The sequence below is a fragment of the Streptomyces sp. NPDC045022 genome, assembly GCF_056432605.1.
Window position 1 is genome coordinate 69,755 of record NZ_JBWKIR010000003.1, and the last position, 19,907, is coordinate 89,661.

Consider the following 19,907-nt stretch of genomic DNA (forward strand, 5'->3'; position numbering starts at 1 on the left):
CGATTCCGGTGGGTGACCTGGTGCACACTGGCCAGAACCGCACCACGTCAGGGAGCGCACGTGACCCCGTCGCACACCATCGCCGGAGAGGAACCGGAACACCTCACACAGGCCGCGCGCTGTCAGGCCCAGGTCGACCCGCTCGCCGGGCTGCGCGCGCCCGGCGACCCGCCCTGGGACGTCTACCTCACCGGCCCGGTCTTCCTCGACATCATCTTCACCGGCCTGGACTCGGCGCCCGTACGCGGCACCGAGTCCTGGGCCCGGGGGATGGGCTCCAGCCCCGGCGGCGTCGCGAACATGGCCGCCGCCCTCGCCCGGCTCGGCCTGAGGACCTCGCTCGCCGCGGCCTTCGGCGACGACCACTACGGCGAGTACTGCTGGGACGCGCTCGCCCGGGGCGAGGGCATCGACCTGTCGCCCTCGCGGACCGTGCCCGGCTGGCACTCCCCGGTGACCGTCTCCATGGCGTACGAGGGCGAGCGCACGATGGTGTCCCACGGGCACGAGCCGCCCCCGGAGGAGCCGGCACCGGACTTCCCGCGCCGGGCGCGTGCCGCCGTCGCCTCCCTCACACCGGGGCGCAGGGCGCCGTGGATCGCGCAGGCCGCCCGCGCGGGCACCCGGATCTTCGCCGACGTCGGCTGGGACGAGACCGGCGCGTGGGATCTGTCCGGCCTCACCGACCTGCGGCACTGCGAGGCGTTCCTGCCCAACGCGGAGGAGGCCAAGCACTACACCGGCACCGACTGCCCGCGGGCGGCCGCGCACGCGTTGACCGAGCATGTGCCGGTGGCCGTGGTGACCCTGGGGGCGGAGGGGGCGTACGCGGTGGACCGGCGCACGGGTGAGACGGCGGAGGTGCCGGCGATCGCCGTGGAGGCGCTGGATCCGACGGGGGCGGGGGACGTGTTCGTCGCCGGGTTCGTGACCGGGTCGCTGGCGGGGTGGCCGCTCGCCGACCGGCTGGCCTTCGCCGGGCTCACGGCCGCTCTGTCGGTGCAGGAGTTCGGGGGGTCCCTGTCTGCGCCGGGCTGGTCGGAGATCGGGGCGTGGTGGCGTCGTGTGCAGTCCGTGCCGGGGCAGGAGCCGGCGGCGCTGCGGCGGTACGCGTTCCTGGAGCGGCTGGTCCCGGCGGAGCTGGACCGGCCGTGGCCGTTGCGGCGGGCCGTGCCGACCATCGGGTTCCGCAGGTCCGGCTGAACGACCGGGGCCCGGGAGAGGCGACCCGGCGAAAAGTCCTACAGGCTTGTCAGCCCCCCGTCGTACTCTGGAACCGCGAGGCCGCCCTCAGCTACGCGGCCGTGACGAGGAGGAAGCGCAGGCCTTAAGAGCCGGCCCATGACAGAGACACCCACAGCTCACACCGCCGCGCAGGAGCAGGCGAGAGCACAGTTCACCGTCCCCGCCCAGCACCCCATGGTGACCGTGCTGGGTTCCGGCGACACCCTCCTGCGCGTGATCGAGAGGGCCTTCCCGGCGGCCGACATCCATGTCCGGGGCAATGAGATCAGCGCGGTCGGCGACGCCATCGACGTCGCCCTCATCGCGCGCGTGTTCGACGAGATGATGCTGGTGCTCCGCACCGGACAGCCGATGACGGAGGACGCAGTGGAACGCTCGATCGCCATGCTGAAGGCGAGCGAGAACGGGACGAGCGACGGCCCGGAGACCCCGGCCGAGGTACTGACGCAGAACATCCTGTCCTCGCGTGGCCGCACGATCCGCCCCAAGACCCTCAACCAGAAGCGGTACGTCGACGCGATCGACCGGCACACGATCGTCTTCGGCATCGGCCCCGCCGGTACCGGCAAGACCTACCTGGCCATGGCCAAGGCCGTGCAGGCCCTGCAGTCCAAGCAGGTCAACCGGATCATCCTGACCCGTCCGGCGGTCGAGGCCGGCGAGCGGCTCGGCTTCCTGCCCGGCACGCTCTACGAGAAGATCGACCCCTATCTGCGCCCGCTGTACGACGCGCTGCACGACATGCTCGACCCGGACTCCATTCCGCGGCTGATGGCCGCCGGGACGATCGAGGTCGCGCCGCTCGCCTACATGCGTGGCCGTACCCTCAACGACGCCTTCATCATCCTGGACGAGGCCCAGAACACCAGCCCGGAACAGATGAAGATGTTCCTCACCCGCCTCGGCTTCGACTCGAAGATCGTGATCACGGGTGACGTGACCCAGGTCGACCTGCCGAACGGGACCAAGAGCGGTCTGCGGCAGGTGCAGGAGATCCTGGAGGGCGTCGAGGACGTCCACTTCTCCCGGCTGTCGTCCCAGGATGTCGTACGGCACAAGCTGGTGGGCCGTATCGTCGACGCGTACGAGAAGTACGACAGCCAGTACGGCACCGAGAACGGCGCTCCCAAGGGCGGCCGTGGCACGTCCGGCGCCAAGCGCATCAAGGGGAAGTAGAACAGCGCGACCATGTCGATCGACGTCAACAACGAGTCAGGCACCGAGGTGGACGAGCAGGCGATCCTCGACATCGCCCGCTACGCGCTCGCCCGGATGCGTATCCACCCGCTCTCCGAGCTCTCGGTGATCGTCGTGGACGCCGACGCCATGGAGCAGTTGCACATCCAGTGGATGGACCTGCCCGGGCCGACCGATGTCATGTCGTTCCCTATGGACGAGCTGCGGCCGCCCACGAAGGACGACGACGAGCCGCCACAGGGGCTGCTCGGTGACATCGTGCTGTGCCCGGAGGTCGCCGCCAAGCAGGGGACCGAGGCGCCCACGCAGCACTCCATGGACGAGGAGCTCCAGCTGCTCACCGTCCACGGGGTGCTGCACCTGCTCGGGTACGACCACGAGGAGCCCGACGAGAAGGCCGAGATGTTCGGGCTTCAGGCCGCCATCGTGGACGGATGGCGGGCCGAGCGCGGCCTGACCGGGCCGTCCCCGGCGCCGACCGTCTCGTAAGCGGGCCGAATGTCTCCGCAGATCGTGGTCGGCGCGATCGCGCTGGTCGTCGTCGCCTGGCTCGCCGCCTGCGCGGAGGCGGGCCTGGCCCGGGTCTCCAGCTTCCGCGCCGAGGAGGCGGTCAAGTCCGGCCGGCGTGGCGGGAGCAAGCTCGCCCAGGTCGCCGCCGACCCCACCCGGTACCTCAACGTGGCCCTGCTGGTCCGTGTCGCCTGCGAGATGGCGGCGGCGGCCCTGGTGACGTACGCCTGCCTGCAGGAGTTCGACACGACCTGGCAGGCCCTGCTCGTCGCCATCGGCGTGATGGTCCTGGTGTCGTACGTCGCCGTCGGCGTCTCCCCGCGCACCATCGGCCGCCAGCACCCGCTGAACACCGCGACCGCGGCGGCGTACGTGCTGCTGCCGCTGGCCCGGATCATGGGTCCCATCCCCTCCCTGCTGATCCTCATCGGCAACGCCCTGACGCCCGGCAAGGGCTTCCGGCGCGGCCCCTTCGCCTCCGAGGCGGAGCTGCGCGCGCTGGTCGACCTAGCCGAGAAGGAGTCGCTGATCGAGGACGACGAGCGCCGGATGGTGCACTCGGTCTTCGAGCTGGGCGACACCCTCGTACGCGAGGTCATGGTCCCGCGCACCGACCTGGTGGTGATCGAGCGGTACAAGACCATCCGGCAGGCCCTCACCCTCGCGCTGCGCTCCGGGTTCTCCCGGATCCCGGTCACCGGTGAGAGCGAGGACGACATCGTCGGGATCGTGTATCTGAAGGACCTGGTCCGCAAGACGCACATCAGCCGGGACGCCGAGGGCGACCTGGTCTCCACGGCCATGCGCCCGGCCGCCTTCGTACCCGACACCAAGAACGCCGGCGACCTGCTGCGCGAGATGCAGAAGGACCGCAACCACGTCGCCGTCGTCATCGACGAGTACGGCGGCACCGCCGGGATCGTCACCATCGAGGACATCCTGGAGGAGATCGTCGGCGAGATCACCGACGAGTACGACCGGGAACTCCCGCCCGTCGAGGACCTCGGCGACGACCGTCACCGGGTCACCGCCCGCCTGGACATCACCGACCTCGGCGAGCTGTACGGGTTGGAGGAGTTCGACGACGAGGACGTGGAGACCGTCGGCGGGCTGCTCGCCAAGGCCCTCGGCCGGGTCCCCATCGCCGGCGCGTCCGCCGAGGTCGAACTGCCCGACGGGCGCAGCCTGAAGCTGACGGCGGAGGCCGCGGCCGGACGCCGGAACAAGATCGTCACAGTCCTGGTGGAACCGGCACCCGAGGAGAAACCCGAGTGACCCCCAAGGAGTTGCGCGCCCTCTGCCTGTCGTTCGACGCGGTCGTGGAGGACTTTCCGTTCAATCCGGAGACCTCGGTCTTCAAGGTGCTGGGCAGGATGTTCGCTCTGACGAACCTGGGTGCGCGGCCCCTGACGGTGAACCTCAAGTGCGACCCGGAGGACGCGCTCCGGCTGCGCGGTGAGCACGAGGGACTGATCGTCCCAGGCTGGCACATGAACAAGCGGCACTGGAACACCGTGACGGTGGACGGCCGTCTCCCGGACCGGCTGATCCGCGAGCTGATCGAGGACTCGTACGACCTCGTCGTCGCGGGGCTGCCGAGGGCGGAGCGGCTGCGGCTGGACCGGCCGTAGTGAACGGCGCGCGCGGCCGTGTGGTGCACACGGCCGCGCGGAGCGAGATCGTTCAGACCCTCGACCGACCCCGGCGCAGGCCCAGGCCGACCAGGACCGCGGCGGCCAGGACGATCGCCGCGTCCAGGGCGAGGACCGTGTGGACGCCCGCCAGCAGATCGCCGGAGGTGGTGGCGAGCACGCCCAGCAGCGGGATGCCGACCGTGAGGCCGACCTGCTGGGTCGAGGTCACCAGACCGGTCGCCAGGCCCTGCTCCTCGTCCGGGACGCCGGAGGTGACGGTGAGGCCGTACGAGATGATCGCGCCCAGGTGGCACATGCTCGCCAGCGACACCGCGGCCGTGGCGAGCCAGACCGACCAGGTGTGGGCGTTCAGCGGGAGCAGGGCCGCCACCAGCGCGCCCTGACCGGCCAGCGAGCCGACCAGGGTGCGGCGGGCGCCGAAGCGGCCGATCACCTTCGGGGCGACGGTGCCGGCGACGGCCGACAGCGCGCCCTGGAAGCCGAAGACCAGACCGGTCTCGAAGGCCGACAGGTGCAGGATCTCCTGGAGGTACAGGGTCAGGACGAAGACGACCGTCGACATCATCGAGAAGGTGACCAGACCGCCCACGTTGCCCCACGCCACCGTGCGGCGGCGCAGCATGGGCAGGGAGACCAGGGGCGCCGCCGAGCGGGCCTCCACCACCGTGAACGCGGTGAGCAGGAGGAGGCCGGCGGCCAGCGCCGTGATGACGTCGGTGCGGCCGAACCCGTGGTCGGCGGCCGTGGACAGGGCGTAGATCAGCGACAGCAGACCGGCGGTGACGGTGACCGCGCCGGGCACGTCCAGGCGCGGGCGGTCCGGGGTGCGGGACTCCGGCAGCAGTCCCGGGGCCAGCGGCAGCACGATCAGCGCGAACACCGAGAGCAGGGCCATCGTCGAGCGCCAGCCGAGCGCGTCGGTCAGCACCCCGCCCGCGACCATGCCGACGGTGAAGCCCAGCGACAGCAGCGTGCCGGAGATGCCGAGGGCGCGGTCGCGGGCCGGGCCCTCCGGGAAGGTGGTGGTCAGCAGCGACATGCCGGTCGGTACGATCGCCGCCGCGCCGAGCCCCTGCAGGGCGCGCCCGGCGAGGAAGGACGCCGGGTCCCAGGCCAGGGTCGCCAGCAGCGAGGCCGCGCCGAACAGGCTCAGACCGGCCAGGAACAGCTTGCGGCGGCCGTACAGGTCGCCCATGCGGCCGAAGAGGAGCAGGAAGCCTCCGGAGGGCAGCGCGAACGCGGTGACCGCCCACTGCAGGGCGGACCGGCTCATACCGAGGTCGGTACCGAGTTCGGGCAGGGCCACGTTCAGGACGGAGAAGTCCAGCGCGACCATGAACTGGGCCGCGCACAGGACGAAGAGGACGAGCCTGTCACGCGTCGACAGCCGGGGGTTGTCGAGCGGTTGGCCCGTAGGGGCGGTGGATCGGGTGGTGGTGTCGATCGCCATGGCAAGAGCTTCGTGCGGCCGGGACAATGCTGGGGAGTCGGAACTTATGGTGGTGGTGGCACCACCAGACACGACGGGGGAGGAGCGGTACGTGCCTGCTGCGGAGGCGATGAGGAGTCATCGGCGAACCGAGTTGCGCGAGTTCCTGATGAGCCGGCGGGCCCGGGTCAGTCCCGAGGAGGCCGGGCTGCCGGGCGGCGGCGGCCGGCGCCGGACGCCCGGACTGCGCCGGGAGGAGGTCGCCGTACTCGCCGGTGTGGGCGCCTCGTGGTACCAGTGGCTGGAGCAGGGGCGGGACATCTCCGTCTCCCCGCAGGTCCTCGACGCCGTCGCCCGGGTGCTCAGGCTCAGCGACGCCGAACGCCGGCACCTGTACCTGCTGGCCGGGCTGAACCCGCCCGCGCCCCAAGTTGCGCCGGACCAGCGGGACATGTGCGACGGGCTGCAGCGGCTGATCGACACCTGGATGCCGTACCCGGCCCACATCATGGACCTGTACTACAACTGCGTGCTGTACAACGACGCGGCGGCGCTGGTCCTCGGCATGCGGCCGGACATCACCCAGAACTGCCTCATCGACTTCTTCACCGATCCGCTGTACCGGTCGCGCAGCAACAGCTGGGAGCGGAACGCACGAACGGTCGTGGCGCAGTTCCGGGCCGCGTGCGCGGCCCGCCCGGACGACGAGGGGTTCCAGGCCGTGGTCGCCGAGGTCTCGGAGCGCAGCCCCGAGTTCGTGGCGCTGTGGGCCGAGCGGGACATCGAGGACCAGGGGCAGGTCCGCAAGGAGCTGGACCATCCGGTGGTCGGGCTGCTGGTGGTGGAGTCGACGGTGATGAAGGTGCCGGCCCGGCCCGATCTGATGATCGTGCTGCACACTCCGCTGGACGAGGCGAACACCGCGGCGAAGCTGGAGTGGCTGGCGTCTCCCGAGGGGCGGCGGGGTGCCATGTACCCCGTGGCGGGGTGAGCCTGTCGCGGCTTCGTATGCTCTGCGCATGACCGAGACCAACGCGCTTGATCCAGAGGACCGCAAGATCGTCACCCTGGCCCGTTCCGCGCGGGCCCGCAACGGTGTGCCGGAGGGGGCGGCCGTACGCGACGAGACCGGACGCACCTATGTCGCCGGGTCGGTGGAGCTGGCTTCGCTGAAGCTGAGCGCTCTGCGGACCGCGGTCGCGATGGCCGTGGCTTCGGGGGCGCGGTCCCTGGAGGCGGCGGCGGTGGTGAGCGAGGTGGAGTCGGTCGCCGCTGAGGACCTGGCCGCCGTCGCCGATCTCGGAGGTGCGTCGACGCCTGTGCTGCTCGCCGCTCCGGACGGCACTGTGCGGCTGACGGTCTCCGCCGGCTGAGGTACCAGGGGGCTCCGCCCGGGTGGCCGGGGACTCGATCACCGCCACGCTCACCATGGCCAGGGCGGGCGGCGGCAGCGTCGTGTTCGCCGAGCGATCTGTTCCCGATGCCGTGGAAACTGATGAACCGTCAGGTTTCTGCGGCATCTCCATTGACTTCTCACCCCCGCTCCACATCAATGCCCCCTGTCGGCGCAGATGAGCCGCTGCGCCCGCAACCCTCAGGAGGGGGCCCCATGGGTTCGACACCCCCAAGATCCCGGCGGTGGCGCTGGGCGTCACTGCTCGGGGCGACCGCCCTCGCGGTCACCGCGGGCGGCGCGCTGGCCTGTCCGGCCGGTGCCGCCGGTGCCGCCGGTACGGACGTGGACTTCGCCACGCACTGCATCCCGCCCGCCGTCTCGGGTCTTCCGCCGATCGACGGCACCACCACCGCGAGCGTGTCGGTGGACAACACCAGCCCGAAGGCCGGCGACACGGTCACCGTCACCTACACGGTGGCCAAGGCCGCCGCGAGCAATCCCACCGACCTGGCCCTGCCGGCCGACATCATGACCCCGACCGGCAAGGTCACCCTCGGTGGCGCCCAGACCGGTGACGTCACCGTCGCCGGACCGAAGAAGAATCCGCCGGTGCCCGGGAAGGCCGCCTTCCCGTCCTTCTCCATGACCGGGACGTTCACCGTCACCAAGGCCGGGCGGATCACCCTCTCGCCCGGCGACTACAACATCCACACCAGCTACATCCTCGAGCTGGACACCCCGTGCACGGTCACCAGCCCGCCCGCCCCGGTCTCCCAGACCGTCGAGGCGACCGATGGCACGCCGGCCCACACCCGGGCCATCTCGCTGAGTTCGGCCTCCGGTCATCCCGGTGCCGGTGTCACCGTCAGCGGCAGCGACTTCACGCCGGGCGCGACGGTCACCCTGGCCGGGCGGGCCGGGGACACCCAGACCACGGACACCGCCACCGTGACCGCGAACGCCCAGGGAGCCTTCAGCGGCTCCCTCGTCGTCAACGACAGGACGACAACCGGGATCGTGGCCTACGAGGGCGGCTCCTGGAACGCGGACAAGGGCGCGGGCCCCGCGGCCTACGTCGTCCACGACACCACGCCCCTCCCGGCCGGCAGCCAGAAGCTGACGACCACCGTCACGGCGGGCACGCTGTCCATGTCCCAGTCCGGGGACCTTGTCGCGCTGTCGGCGGTCGACTTCGGCAAGGGCGGGGCCTCGACCGGCGGCCTGCGGACGGTGACCGTCAAGGACTTCCGCGGCGGGCCCGCGGGCTGGTCCCTGACCGGCAAGGTCACCGACTTCACCGGTCCCGGCGCCAAGATCGACGCGGGCAGGCTCAGCTGGACGCCCGCCTGCGCGACCAAGCCGGGCAGCCCCAGCACCTGCAGGGCCGGTTCGGCGGGCACCGTGGGCACCTCGGGAGCGACCCTCGCGTCGACCCCCGACGGCACGGTCACCGGCGGTGAGTTCACCGTCGACGCCGGACTCTCCCTCGACGTACCGGCGTTCACGCCTCCCGGCGCGTACTCCGGCGTCCTGACCCTCACCCTCACCTGAGGGCCGACCCGCACCCCGGCACCGGTGGCCGGGCGCCCTCGTCGTACGGACAGGGTCCGCACCCGCCCGACCCCACCACCGCCCGAGCCCATGGGGGGCCCGCACCCATGCGCAAGCCGCACGTCCTCCTCCTGAGCCTCCTCTGTCTCGTCCTCGGCGGGACGGCCACCCCCGCGCACGCCGCCGACAACGGCAGCTGGTCCGTCTACCCGGTCGCCTCGAAGATCGCCGCGCGCCCCTACTTCTACCTCTCCGCCGACCCGGGGCAGACCCTCGCCGACAAGGTCGCCGTCCGGAACAGGACCGGCCGGCCGCTCACCTTCCGGCTGTACGCGGCCGACGCCTACAACACCGCCCGCGACGGCGGGTTCGCCGTGCGGACGGCCGAGGAGAAGATGCGCGGGGTGGGCGCCTGGACGAAGCCCGCGAAGTCGCGGATCACCGTGCCCGGCCACCAGACGGTCACCGTGCCGTTCACCCTGCACGTCCCCGACGGTGCCGAGCCCGGCGACCATCCCGGCGCCATCGTGGCCCTGGACGAACGGATCGATCCCGGCAGCGGCAAGCTGGCGCTCGGTGTGCAGCGGGCCGTCGGCGCCCGCGTCTACCTCCGGGTCGGCGGCCCCACGCTCCCTGCCCTCTCCGTCGAGCACGTGCGGATCAGCCACCACCAGTCGCTGCTGCCCGGGCTCGGCGACAGCACGGCGACCATCTCCTACACCCTGCGCAACACCGGGAACGTCACCCTCGGCCCCGAGGTCGAGCTGAAGGCGCGCGGACTGTTCGGGCGGACGCTGCTCGATCGCGAGCCGGCCCGGGTGCCCTCCGAGCTGCTACCCGGACAGCGGGTGCGGCTCACCGAAGCCTGGCAGGGAGCGCCCCGGCTCGACCGGGGTGACGTGACGGTGACCGCGCGGGCGCCGGGCATCCGGGAGACGGCGAGCGCCTCGTTCCTCGCACTGCCCCGGCTGCTCGTGGCGCTGGTGTTCGCCGCGGGCCTGGTGACCGGGGTGCTGCTGGTCAGAGCGCGTCGGGGCCGCGCTCGCCGGTCCGCACCCGCACGACCGTCTCCACGGCAACGGCCCACACCTTCCCGTCCCCGATCTTCCCCGTCTGCGCGGCCCTGACGATCGCGTCGATCACGTCCTCCGCCACCGCGTCCTCCACCACGACCTCGATGCGCACCTTCGGCACCAGGTCGACCCGGTACTCGGCGCCCCGGTAGACCTCGGTGTGGCCGCGCTGCCGGCCGTAGCCGCTCGCCTCGGTCACGGTCAGACCGTGCACCCCCAGCTCCTGCAGGGCGGTCTTGACCTCGTCCAGACGGTACGGCTTGACGATCGCGGTGATGAGCTTCATGCCTGGGACTTGACCTTCTGAGCGGTGGGGAGGACGGAGTGCGAGACCGGGGCACCATGGCCCAGGACTCCGTGATCGTAGGCCGTCTCGGCGTGCACCGTAAGGTCCAGACCGGTGTGCTCCTGCTCCTCGCTCGCCCGAAAGCCCATCGCCTTGTCGAGCAGCTTGCCGAGGCCGTAGGTCACCGCGAAGGCGTACACCGCCACGACCACCACGGCGAGGAACTGCTTGCCCAGCGGGGCGAGCCCGCCGCCGTAGAAGAGCCCCCGCGCGCCGCCGGTCATCGCCTTCTGCGCGAACAGGCCGATCAGCAGGGTGCCGATCACGCCGCCGACCAGGTGGACGCCGACGACGTCCAGGGAGTCGTCGTAGTTCAGCCTGAACTTCCAGCTCACCGCGTAGGAGCAGACGACACCGGCGGCGAGGCCCACGACCAGGGCGCCGAGCAGGGAGACCGTGCCGCAGGACGGGGTGATCGCGACCAGGCCGGCCACGGCGCCGGAGGCCGCGCCCAGGGTCGTGGGGTGGCCGTCGCGCCGCTGCTCGACGAAGAGCCAGCCGAGCAGGCCGGTGCAGCCGGCGGTGAGGGTGTTGAGGAAGGCGGCCGCGGCGAGGCCGTTCGCGCCGAGCGCGCTGCCCGCGTTGAAGCCGAACCAGCCGAACCAGAGCAGACCGGCGCCGAGGATCACCATGGGCAGGTTGTGCGGCCGCATGGCGTCCTTCTTGAAGCCGAGCCGCGGCCCGAGGACCAGGCACAGGGCGAGGCCGGAGGCACCGGAGGTGATCTCGACCGGCAGACCGCCCGCGAAGTCGAGGGCGCCGAGCCGGTCCAGGATCCAGCCGCCCGGCCCCCACACCCAGTGCGTCACGGGAACGTATACGAGGAGCGTCCAGACCGGTACGAAGATCAGCCAGGCCGAGAATCTCGTCCGGTCGGCCACGGCACCGCTGATCAGCGCGGCCGTGATGATCGCGAAGGTCAGCTGGAAGGTCGCGAAGAGGAGGGCCGGCACCGAGCCGTGGACGCTGTCCGGGCCGAGGCCGCTCATGCCGACGTGACGCAGGTTGCCGATGAGCCCGCCGAAGGCGTCGTTCCCGAAGGCCAGTGAGTAGCCGGCGGCCAGCCAGACCACCGTGACCAGGGCGATCGACACGAAGCTCATCATCAGCATGTTGAGGACGCTCTTCGTGCGGACCATGCCGCCGTAGAACAGGGCCAGACCCGGGGTCATCAGCAGGACGAGAGCGGTCGCGGCGAGCAGCCAGGCGGTGTCACCGGTGTTCACATGGGGAGCGGCGAGGGTCACGGGCGTCTCCAACGGTGCGGGGGCTCGTCAGAGGGTCACCGGTGTGCGTTTCCGGTCGCGTACGGGTGTGTTTCCGTGACGTTTCGTTGCGTGCGGGTTTCCGAAAGCTCACGCGGAGAAGCGGTGGCCGCCGCTGGTACGGCACGGCTTCGTGGATCAGGGAGAATGGTCGCCATGAGCGTTCGTACCCAGTCATCCGAACAGCCGGCCGAGTCCGTCCACCGCGCCGGCTTCGCCTGCTTCGTGGGCCGTCCCAACGCGGGCAAGTCCACCCTCACGAACGCTCTGGTCGGGCAGAAGGTGGCAATCACCGCCAACCAGCCGCAGACGACGCGGCACACGGTGCGCGGCATCGTGCACCGGCCCGACGCCCAGCTGATCCTGGTGGACACCCCGGGGCTCCACAAACCGCGCACACTGCTCGGCGAGCGGCTCAACGACGTCGTACGGACGACGTGGGCCGAGGTCGACGTGATCGGGTTCTGCCTGCCGGCGAACGAGAAGCTCGGTCCGGGCGACCGCTTCATCGCGAAGGAACTGGCGTCCATCAAGAAGACGCCGAAGATCGCGATCGTCACGAAGACCGACCTCGTCGACGGGAAGACGCTCGCCGAGCAGCTCATCGCGATCGACCAGCTCGGCCAGGAGCTGGGCTTCGAGTGGGCGGAGATCGTGCCGGTGTCGGCGGTCGGTGACCAGCAGGTGAGCCTGCTGGCCGACCTGATCGTTCCGCTGCTGCCGGAGGGCCCGGCCCTCTACCCCGAGGGTGACCTCACCGACGAACCCGAGCAGGTCATGATCGCGGAACTCATCCGCGAGGCCGCGCTGGAGGGCGTCCGCGACGAGCTGCCGCACTCCATCGCCGTCGTGGTGGAGGAGATGCTGCCCCGCGAGGACCGGCCCGCCGACAAGCCCCTCCTCGACATCCACGCCTTCGTCTACATCGAGCGCCCCAGCCAGAAGGGCATCATCATCGGGCCCAAGGGCAAGCGCCTGAAGGAGGTCGGCATCAAGTCCCGCAAGCAGATCGAGGCGCTGCTCGGCACGCCGGTCTTCCTCGACCTGCACGTCAAGGTGGCGAAGGACTGGCAGCGGGACCCGAAGCAGCTGCGGAAGCTGGGGTTCTGAGGGCTCGGTTCCGAGGGGAGACGGAGGACGGCGGCTCCCCGTCGTGGCCGCCTTCTTCAGCCGGCGGCCACGGACGCGTCCGGCGGCCGGTCAGTCCACCCCGCGTATCCGCCCGACCAGCAGCGCCCCCGCCAGCCCGATCACCGCCGCCACCAGATACAGCACCCAGTAGCCGCCGAGATACGTCACGATCGGCGCGGCCAGCGCCGGAGCCGCCACCTGCGGCAGGGCGTTCGCCACGTTGATCACACCGAGATCCTTGCCCCGGTCCAGCGCCTTCGGCAGGACGTCCGTCATCAGCGCGAAGTCGACCGAGGTGAACACGCCGAAGCCGATCCCCAGGACCGCCGCCGCCACGATCGCGCCCGGCCAGGTCTGCCAGCCGGACAGGGCCGCCGTCGCCACCGCCATCAGCACGCCCGACCAGACGACGAACGGCTTGCGCCGGCCCACCCGGTCCGACCAGACCCCGCCCACCACCACCGTCGCCACCAACGTCAGGCTGTTGACGGCCGTCAGGATCAGCACACCCCGGCCGGGGTCCCAGTAGTGCAGGCGGTCCCGGAGGTAGTAGAGCAGGTACAGCAGCACCAGTGAGTTGCTGAGGTTGATCAGGAAGCGGGTCAGCCACGCCCAGCCCAGGTCCGGATGGCGGCGCGGGCTCAACCAGAAGCCCGCCAGGAACGTCCGCCCGGACCACCGTGGACGGTCCTCCTTCGCGAGCCGCGGATCCTCGTACCGCAGCACGTACGGCACCACGCCCACCAGCGTGAACACCGCGCAGGCCGCGTATCCGGCGCCGATCCCGCCCGCCGCCGTGGCGAGGCCCGTCCCGCCGACCACGCCCAGGATCTGCGCCGCACCCAGCCAGCCGCCCACCGACCCCCGCTGGCGCCGCGGCACCCGGTCCGGCACGGCCGCGGTCACCGCCGCGAAGGCCGCGTTCAGCGTGAGCTGCACCAGACACCAGCCCAGCGTCATCGTCCAGGGCCCACCCGCGCCCGCGAGCACCAGCAGCGACAGCGCGCCGCCCCCCGCCCCGGCCGCGATCCACGGCGTACGGCGGCCCCGGCGGGCGGTCGTACGGTCCGACACGGCGCCGAAGAAGGGGTTGGCGACCAGGGAGACCATCGCACCCGCACCCGTCACCCACGCCAGCATCGTCTCCTTCGACATCCCGGAACCGGGCGCGAAGTCCCTCGCCTGGGAGGCGAGCAGAATCTGCAGCGGGCCGAACCAGCCCACCCAGATCGCCCCGTTGGCCAGCGACAGCGCGGCCGTCCAGCCCCGGCCGACCCGGTCCGTGGGCTCGGTCAGGGCGGCCGAGGCGCGGGCGGTGGTCATCTCTGCGCCCGCAGCACATCCCGGAACCAACGGTAGGACGCCTTCGGGGTGCGCTTCTGGGTGGCGTAGTCGATGTGGACCAGGCCGAAGCGCCGCGCGTAGCCCTCCGCCCACTCGAAGTTGTCCATCAGGGACCACACGAAGTAGCCGCGCACGTCCACCCCGGCTTCCAGCGCCGTGTGCAGGGCGCGCAGATGGGCGGCCAGGTAGGCGATGCGGTCCTGGTCGTCCAGGCCCTCGTAGGAGCAGCCGTTCTCGGTGATGACGACCGGCGGGAGCCGCTCGCCGTAGCGCTCGCGGAAACCGCACAGCAGCTCCGTGAGGCCTTCCGGGACGAGCGGCCAGCCGAAGTCGGTCTTCGGGCGGTCCTCTATCTCCCGTACCGAGAAGGGCAGTTCGGCGGGCAGCGTCAGGCCGCCGTAATCGGCGTCACCGGCACCGGGGGCCCCGACCCTCGTCGGCGCGTAGTAGTTGACGCCGTACCAGTCGAGCGGCTCGGCGATGACCTCGAGGTCGGACGCCACGTCCCCGGGCATCAGCTCGGCCATGCCGTCGGGGTACCGCCCCAGGATGACCGGCTCGGCGAACAGGCGGTTGAGCAGGAGGTCGTAGAAGCCCGCCGCCGCCACGTCGGCCGGCTCCGCCGAGGCGGCCCAGGTCGGGCCGTGGGAGTTGGCGATGCCGATGTCGGCCGCCCCGGCGGCGCGCAGGGCCCGTACCGCGAGCCCGTGGGCGAGGAGCTGGTGGTGGGCGGCGGGGAGGGCGCCGAAGAGCAGCCGCCTGCCGGGAGCGTGGGCGCCGAGCGCGTGACCGAGGAGGGTGTGTTCGGCGGGCTCGTTGAGGGTGATCCACTTCGTGACCCGGTCGCCGAGGCGTTCGGCCACCACGGTCACGTGGTCGGCGAACCGGGCCGCCGTGTCCCGCTGGAGCCAGTCCAGCGACGCCGGCAGGTCCCAGTGGAAGAGGGTGGGCACGGGCCGCACGCCCGCCGCGCACAGCTCGTCCACCAGGCGGTCGTAGAAGTCCAGGCCGCCGGGGGAGTTCACCCGGGGCCAGGAGACCGAGAAGCGGTACGCGTCCACGCCGAGGCCGGCGAGGAGGGCCACGTCCTCCGGGTAGCGGTGGTAGTGGTCGCAGGCCACGGCCGCCGTCGAACCGTCCTTCACCCGCCCCGGCTCGGCCGTGAACACGTCCCACACGGAAGGTTCGCGCTCGTCGGCCGCCCCTTCGATCTGATGGGCGGAGGTCGAGACCCCCCACAGGAAGCCGTCCGGGAAACGGGGTATCGGATCGCCTGCGTCAGTCGCCATGGCGGGATCATCCTTACCACCGGTAACGCAAGTCAACGCCCCAGCCGGGATCGGCAGTTGCCAGGGTGTTCACGATCACCGGATGATCTGCGGGCTCGACCCGTTCGCCGGGCGGGCTTGGGAGAGGCCTAGGCGCCTTCCTTCAGCACCCGGGACACCAACTCCCGTTCGTCCTCGGTGAGCCGGGGGTCGGCCGCGTACACCGTGCGGCCGTCGACCGTGATCTCGTAGTGGAAGCCGTCCGGGACGCCGGTGGGGGCGGTGCTCCGGCCGGACGCGAGGACGCGTTCGGCCAGGGTCTGCAACTCATGGGCGTCGGGCCGGGTCGAGGTGTCCACCTCGGCCCGGCGCTCGATGCCCGCGAAACCGCCCGTGCGCCGTACTCGAATACGCATGGGTTCCTGTGTAGTACGGAACTACAGCGTCCGCACCCCCACCTGTTCCCACGCCTTCTGCACGGCCCGCAGTTCGTCCCCGGCGCCGTACCGCTCCCGCGCCGCCTTCACTGTCAGCGTGGCGAAGTCGGTGAACAGGGCGTCCTCCTTCAGCTCGCCGCCGGTCAGCACGTCGTACCAGAGCTGGCCCGCCTTCTCCCAGGAGTGGCCGCCGAGGGCCGTGGCCACCAGGTAGAAGGCGTGGTTCGGGATGCCGGAGTTGATGTGCACACCGCCGTTGTCGCGGCCGGTGTGGACGTAGTCCTCCATCCGGGCCGGCTGCGGGTCCTTGCCGAGGGCGTCGTCGTCGTACGCCGTGCCCGGGGCCTTCATCGAACGCAGCGCGGTGCCGGTGACGCGCGGGGCGAGGAGCCCCGCGCCGATCAGCCAGTCGGCCTCGGCGGCGGTCTGGCCGAGTGCGTACTGCTTGATCAGCGAGCCGAAGACATCGGAGACCGACTCGTTGAGCGCGCCCGACTGGCCGAAGTACGCCAGATTGGCGGTGTACTGGGTGACGCCGTGGGTCAGCTCGTGGCCGATGACGTCGACCGGGATGGTGAAGTCGAGGAAGATCTCGTTGTCACCGTCGCCGAACACCATCTGCTCGCCGTTCCAGAAGGCGTTGTCGTAGCCCTCGCCGAAGTGCACGGTCGCGTCCAGCGGGAGGCCGTTGTCGTCGATGGAGTGCCGGCCGTACGCCTTCAGGTACAGCTCGAAGGTGGCGCCGAGGCCCGCGTAGGCACGGTCGACGGTGGCGTCGGAGCGGGGGGCGGAACCCTCCGCGCGGACCTCGGTGCCGGGCAGGTCCTGGGTGTGCTCGGCGTCGTAGACGGTGCGGTGCGGCTGGTCGGCGGCGGCACCGGCGGGCGGGGCGACGGCGGGCGCGCCGATCACCGTGGTCAGGCGGCGCTTGGTGCGCTGGAAGGCGTCGTGCTCCAGGGACCGGCGGGCCGGTCCGGAGAGTGCGGGGTCCTCGGCCCGGGCGAGCTTGTCGAGGACGTGGGGCGGCACGATCGTGCAGAAGACGGGCACAGAGTCCCCGGTGGTCGTCATACTCGCACCATCGCACTGCGTGACGGTGATGTCACTACTCGCAACCATGATTGGTGAAATACCGGGACAGTTGGCGCAACGCTGCGTGACGATGTGGTAAGGCGCACTTTTTGTCCAGTTTGCGGCGGCGGTCCCGCATACTGGAACAGGCCCCCTCGCCCGTGACGGCTCGGCTAGGCTGCTGAGCATCATGCGTTACGGGCTGCTTCTTCTTAGCTGCCGCGGCGAGGGCCTGTAGTCGAGGCCGACTCCCTCCCCGCGGAGCTTGGCGTTGCGTCGTCGGCCGTCCTTCCGGTCATCCTGAGGAGCCTTACGCATCATGGCCAACCGCCAGCAGCCCAGTTCCATGCCGATCCACAAGTACGGCCGCTACGAGCAGGTCGACATCCCGGACCGCACCTGGCCAGAGAAGCGGATCACCGCCGCTCCCCGCTGGCTCTCCACCGACCTGCGCGACGGCAACCAGGCCCTGATCGACCCCATGTCGCCCGAGCGCAAGCGGCGCATGTTCGACCAGCTGGTCAAGATGGGCTACAAGGAGATCGAGGTCGGCTTCCCCGCTTCCGGCCAGACCGACTTCGACTTCGTGCGCTCGATCATCGAGGAAGAGGGCGCGATCCCCGAGGACGTGACGATCTCCGTCCTGACCCAGGCCCGCGAGGACCTGATCGAGCGGACCGTGGAGTCCCTCAAGGGCGCCCGTCGGGCCACCGTCCACCTGTACAACGCCACCGCCCCGGTCTTCCGCCGGGTCGTCTTCCGCGGCTCCCAGGACGACATCAAGCAGATCGCCGTCGACGGCACCCGCCTGGTGATGGAGTACGCCGAGAAGCTGCTGGGCCCGGAGACCGACTTCGGCTACCAGTACAGCCCGGAGATCTTCACCGACACCGAGCTGGACTTCGCGCTGGAGGTCTGCGAGGCGGTCATGGACGTCTACCAGCCGGGCCCGGGCCGCGAGATCATCCTGAACCTGCCCGCCACCGTGGAGCGTTCGACCCCGTCCACGCACGCGGACCGCTTCGAGTGGATGCACCGCAACCTCTCCCGCCGCGAGTACGTCTGCCTGTCCGTCCACCCGCACAACGACCGCGGTACGGCCGTGGCGGCGGCCGAGCTGGCGCTGATGGCCGGCGCCGACCGCGTCGAGGGCTGCCTGTTCGGGCAGGGCGAGCGCACCGGCAACGTCGACCTGGTCACCCTGGGCATGAACCTGTTCTCCCAGGGCGTCGACCCGCAGATCGACTTCTCCGACATCGACGAGATCCGTCGTACGTGGGAGTACTGCAACCAGATGGAGGTCCACCCGCGCCACCCGTACGTGGGCGACCTGGTCTACACGTCCTTCTCCGGCTCCCACCAGGACGCCATCAAGAAGGGCTTCGACGCCATGGAGGCCGACGCCAAGGCCCAGGGCGTCACCGTCGACGACATCGAGTGGGCGGTGCCGTACCTGCCCATCGACCCCAAGGACGTCGGCCGCTCCTACGAGGCCGTCATCCGCGTCAACTCCCAGTCCGGCAAGGGCGGTATCTCCTACGTCCTGAAGAACGACCACAAGCTGGAACTGCCGCGCCGGATGCAGATCGAGTTCTCCAAGCTCATCCAGGCCAAGACGGACGCCGAGGGCGGCGAGATCACGCCGAAGGACATCTGGGCGGTCTTCCAGGACGAGTACCTGCCGAACCCCGGCAACCCGTGGGGCCGCATCCAGCTGAGGACCGGCCAGTCCACCACGGACACGGACGGGGTGGACGCCCTGACCGTCGAGGCCACCGTCGACGGCGAGGACCGGATCCTGTCCGGCTCCGGCAACGGTCCGATCTCGGCCTTCTTCGACGCCCTGCAGTCCATCGGCATCGACGTACGCCTGCTGGACTACCAGGAGCACACGATGAGCGAGGGCGCCTCCGCGCAGGCCGCCTCCTACATCGAATGCGCGATCGACGGCAAGGTTCTCTGGGGTATCGGCATCGACGCGAACACGACGCGTGCGTCGCTGAAGGCGGTCGTCTCCGCGGTGAACCGCGCCGCCCGCTGACGCCTCTGACCGGCGGTTTCCAGGCCCTGACCGTGCTGTACGACGGTCGGGGCCCCGTCGTTTATCGGCCATCGCGCCACCGAGGTCACGGAAAGGTCTCGTACGGGGTACTGACTCAGCGTCCAGGATGTGGCTAACATCACGCCAGCGCGGCGATGTTGCCGCGTGGTTACGGAGGTGCGACGTGCTGCCAGTACGGGGACGAGACGGCCGTGCCGCCAGGGCTGCGCGCATCCTGGGCACCCGCACCGCGTGGACACCCGTGGGAGACGGCGAGTTCTTCTGCCCCGGCTGCGGAGGCGACCGCAACTACCAGCGGCTCACCGGGCGCCGCCGCCTCACCCTGCTCGGCGTGCCCCTGCTGCCGCGCGGGGTGACCGGACCCGTCGTGGAGTGCGCGTCCTGCCGCGTCCACTTCGGCACCGAGGCCCTCGACCACCCCACCACCCGCCGCTTCTCGGGGATGCTCCGCGACGCCGTGCACACCGTCGCCCTCGCCGTGCTCGCCGCGGGCGGCACCTGCGCCCGTACGGCCCTGGAGACGGCCGCCGGCGCGGTCCGCGGGGCCGGCTTCGACGACTGCACCGAGGATCAGCTGGCCGCCCTGGTCGAGGCCCTCGTCGCCGACACCGGCCGGGTCTTCGAGCAGCCGTGCGGCGCGAGCCTGACCATAGAGCTGCACGAGGCCCTGGACCCGCTCGCCCCGCACCTGGCCCCGGCCGGCCGCGAGTCCCTCTTCCTCCAGGGCGCCCGCATCGCCCTCGCCGACGGCCCCTACACCCCCGCCGAACGCGACGCCCTCACCACGATCGGCGCGGCCCTGACCATCTGCGCCGACGACGTGACCCGCCTGCTGGCCGCCGCACGCACACCGTCCTGACCCGCGCCCTCCCGCGACCCGCCCGCCCGTTACTCCCCGGGGAGTAACGGCGCCCTCCGGGCACCCGC

Annotated in this window: 19 protein-coding genes; 12 read left to right on the forward strand and 7 right to left on the reverse strand. The window is 71.2% G+C overall.

What is annotated here, in order from left to right:
* Positions 1-78: 78 nt before the first annotated feature.
* The 5 genes from AC07C1_RS06465 to AC07C1_RS06485 all read left to right on the forward strand — a co-directional run bounded on the left by AC07C1_RS06465 (position 79) and on the right by AC07C1_RS06485 (position 4,583).
* A complete protein-coding gene (locus tag AC07C1_RS06465; protein ID WP_478937820.1) occupies positions 79-1,203 on the forward strand; it encodes a carbohydrate kinase family protein in 1,125 nt (374 codons plus the stop codon).
* Positions 1,204-1,341: 138 nt separating this feature from the next.
* Positions 1,342-2,421 (forward strand): PhoH family protein, encoded by a 1,080-nt coding sequence (locus AC07C1_RS06470; protein WP_478937312.1) that lies wholly within the window; start codon positions 1,342-1,344, stop codon positions 2,419-2,421.
* 12 nt (positions 2,422-2,433) lie between these two features.
* Positions 2,434-2,931 carry an rRNA maturation RNase YbeY gene (gene ybeY, locus AC07C1_RS06475; RefSeq protein WP_478937313.1) on the forward strand — a complete coding sequence of 166 codons (498 nt, stop codon included), beginning with the start codon at positions 2,434-2,436 and terminating at the stop codon, positions 2,929-2,931.
* A 9-nt stretch (positions 2,932-2,940) separates the two neighbouring features.
* Positions 2,941-4,227, forward strand: coding sequence for a hemolysin family protein (locus tag AC07C1_RS06480; RefSeq protein WP_478937314.1), 1,287 nt, complete (start codon positions 2,941-2,943; stop codon positions 4,225-4,227).
* Positions 4,224-4,583 (forward strand): MmcQ/YjbR family DNA-binding protein, encoded by a 360-nt coding sequence (locus AC07C1_RS06485; RefSeq protein ID WP_478937315.1) that lies wholly within the window; start codon positions 4,224-4,226, stop codon positions 4,581-4,583. Before AC07C1_RS06480 ends, AC07C1_RS06485 begins: the two co-directional genes overlap by 4 nt.
* A gap of 52 nt (positions 4,584-4,635) precedes the next feature.
* Here the strand turns inward: AC07C1_RS06485 and AC07C1_RS06490 are convergent, their stop codons facing one another.
* Positions 4,636-6,057, reverse strand: coding sequence for an MFS transporter (locus AC07C1_RS06490; protein ID WP_478937316.1), 1,422 nt, complete (start codon positions 6,055-6,057; stop codon positions 4,636-4,638).
* A gap of 109 nt (positions 6,058-6,166) precedes the next feature.
* On the opposite strand from AC07C1_RS06490, the gene AC07C1_RS06495 reads away from it, so the two are divergent.
* The 4 genes from AC07C1_RS06495 to AC07C1_RS06510 all read left to right on the forward strand — a co-directional run bounded on the left by AC07C1_RS06495 (position 6,167) and on the right by AC07C1_RS06510 (position 10,110).
* Positions 6,167-7,027, forward strand: a complete 861-nt coding sequence (locus AC07C1_RS06495; protein WP_478937821.1) for a helix-turn-helix transcriptional regulator — start codon at positions 6,167-6,169, stop codon at positions 7,025-7,027.
* A gap of 28 nt (positions 7,028-7,055) precedes the next feature.
* Positions 7,056-7,409: a cytidine deaminase gene (locus AC07C1_RS06500; RefSeq protein WP_478937317.1), complete on the forward strand. Its 354-nt coding sequence runs from the start codon at positions 7,056-7,058 to the stop codon at positions 7,407-7,409.
* 236 nt (positions 7,410-7,645) lie between these two features.
* Complete coding sequence (locus tag AC07C1_RS06505) at positions 7,646-8,983, forward strand: beta-xylosidase (RefSeq protein WP_478937318.1); 1,338 nt, start codon at positions 7,646-7,648, stop codon at positions 8,981-8,983.
* Positions 8,984-9,090: 107 nt separating this feature from the next.
* Positions 9,091-10,110 (forward strand): DUF916 domain-containing protein, encoded by a 1,020-nt coding sequence (locus AC07C1_RS06510; RefSeq protein WP_478937319.1) that lies wholly within the window; start codon positions 9,091-9,093, stop codon positions 10,108-10,110.
* On the opposite strand, the gene AC07C1_RS06515 is transcribed toward AC07C1_RS06510, so the two are convergent.
* Entirely contained in the window at positions 10,004-10,342 is a 339-nt protein-coding gene (locus AC07C1_RS06515; RefSeq protein WP_478937320.1) for a P-II family nitrogen regulator, read from the reverse strand. The genes AC07C1_RS06510 and AC07C1_RS06515 overlap by 107 nt on opposite strands.
* The gene (locus AC07C1_RS06520) at positions 10,339-11,649 is read right to left on the reverse strand and encodes an ammonium transporter (protein WP_478937321.1); all 1,311 of its coding nucleotides are present in this window, start codon (positions 11,647-11,649) and stop codon (positions 10,339-10,341) included. Before AC07C1_RS06520 ends, AC07C1_RS06515 begins: the two co-directional genes overlap by 4 nt.
* A gap of 165 nt (positions 11,650-11,814) precedes the next feature.
* On the opposite strand from AC07C1_RS06520, the gene era reads away from it, so the two are divergent.
* Positions 11,815-12,777, forward strand: coding sequence for a GTPase Era (era, locus tag AC07C1_RS06525; protein WP_478937322.1), 963 nt, complete (start codon positions 11,815-11,817; stop codon positions 12,775-12,777).
* A gap of 90 nt (positions 12,778-12,867) precedes the next feature.
* Here era and AC07C1_RS06530 read toward each other — a convergent pair whose 3' ends face one another.
* From AC07C1_RS06530 to AC07C1_RS06545, 4 genes are all read right to left on the reverse strand, one after another.
* The gene (locus tag AC07C1_RS06530; protein WP_478937323.1) at positions 12,868-14,121 is read right to left on the reverse strand and encodes an MFS transporter; all 1,254 of its coding nucleotides are present in this window, start codon (positions 14,119-14,121) and stop codon (positions 12,868-12,870) included.
* Entirely contained in the window at positions 14,118-15,431 is a 1,314-nt protein-coding gene (locus tag AC07C1_RS06535; protein WP_478937325.1) for a GH1 family beta-glucosidase, read from the reverse strand. The genes AC07C1_RS06530 and AC07C1_RS06535 overlap by 4 nt, the downstream gene beginning before the upstream one ends.
* Before the next feature lie 128 nt (positions 15,432-15,559).
* A complete protein-coding gene (locus AC07C1_RS06540) occupies positions 15,560-15,826 on the reverse strand; it encodes a protealysin inhibitor emfourin (protein WP_478937326.1) in 267 nt (88 codons plus the stop codon).
* A gap of 21 nt (positions 15,827-15,847) precedes the next feature.
* On the reverse strand, positions 15,848-16,918 hold the full coding sequence (locus AC07C1_RS06545; RefSeq protein ID WP_478937328.1) for a M4 family metallopeptidase: 1,071 nt from the start codon (positions 16,916-16,918) through the stop codon (positions 15,848-15,850).
* A gap of 319 nt (positions 16,919-17,237) precedes the next feature.
* Between AC07C1_RS06545 and leuA the strand changes: the two genes are divergently transcribed.
* The gene (leuA, locus tag AC07C1_RS06550; RefSeq protein WP_478937329.1) at positions 17,238-18,959 is read left to right on the forward strand and encodes a 2-isopropylmalate synthase; all 1,722 of its coding nucleotides are present in this window, start codon (positions 17,238-17,240) and stop codon (positions 18,957-18,959) included.
* Positions 18,960-19,143: 184 nt separating this feature from the next.
* Positions 19,144-19,839, forward strand: a complete 696-nt coding sequence (locus AC07C1_RS06555) for a TerB family tellurite resistance protein (protein ID WP_478937331.1) — start codon at positions 19,144-19,146, stop codon at positions 19,837-19,839.
* Positions 19,840-19,907 lie beyond the last annotated feature (68 nt).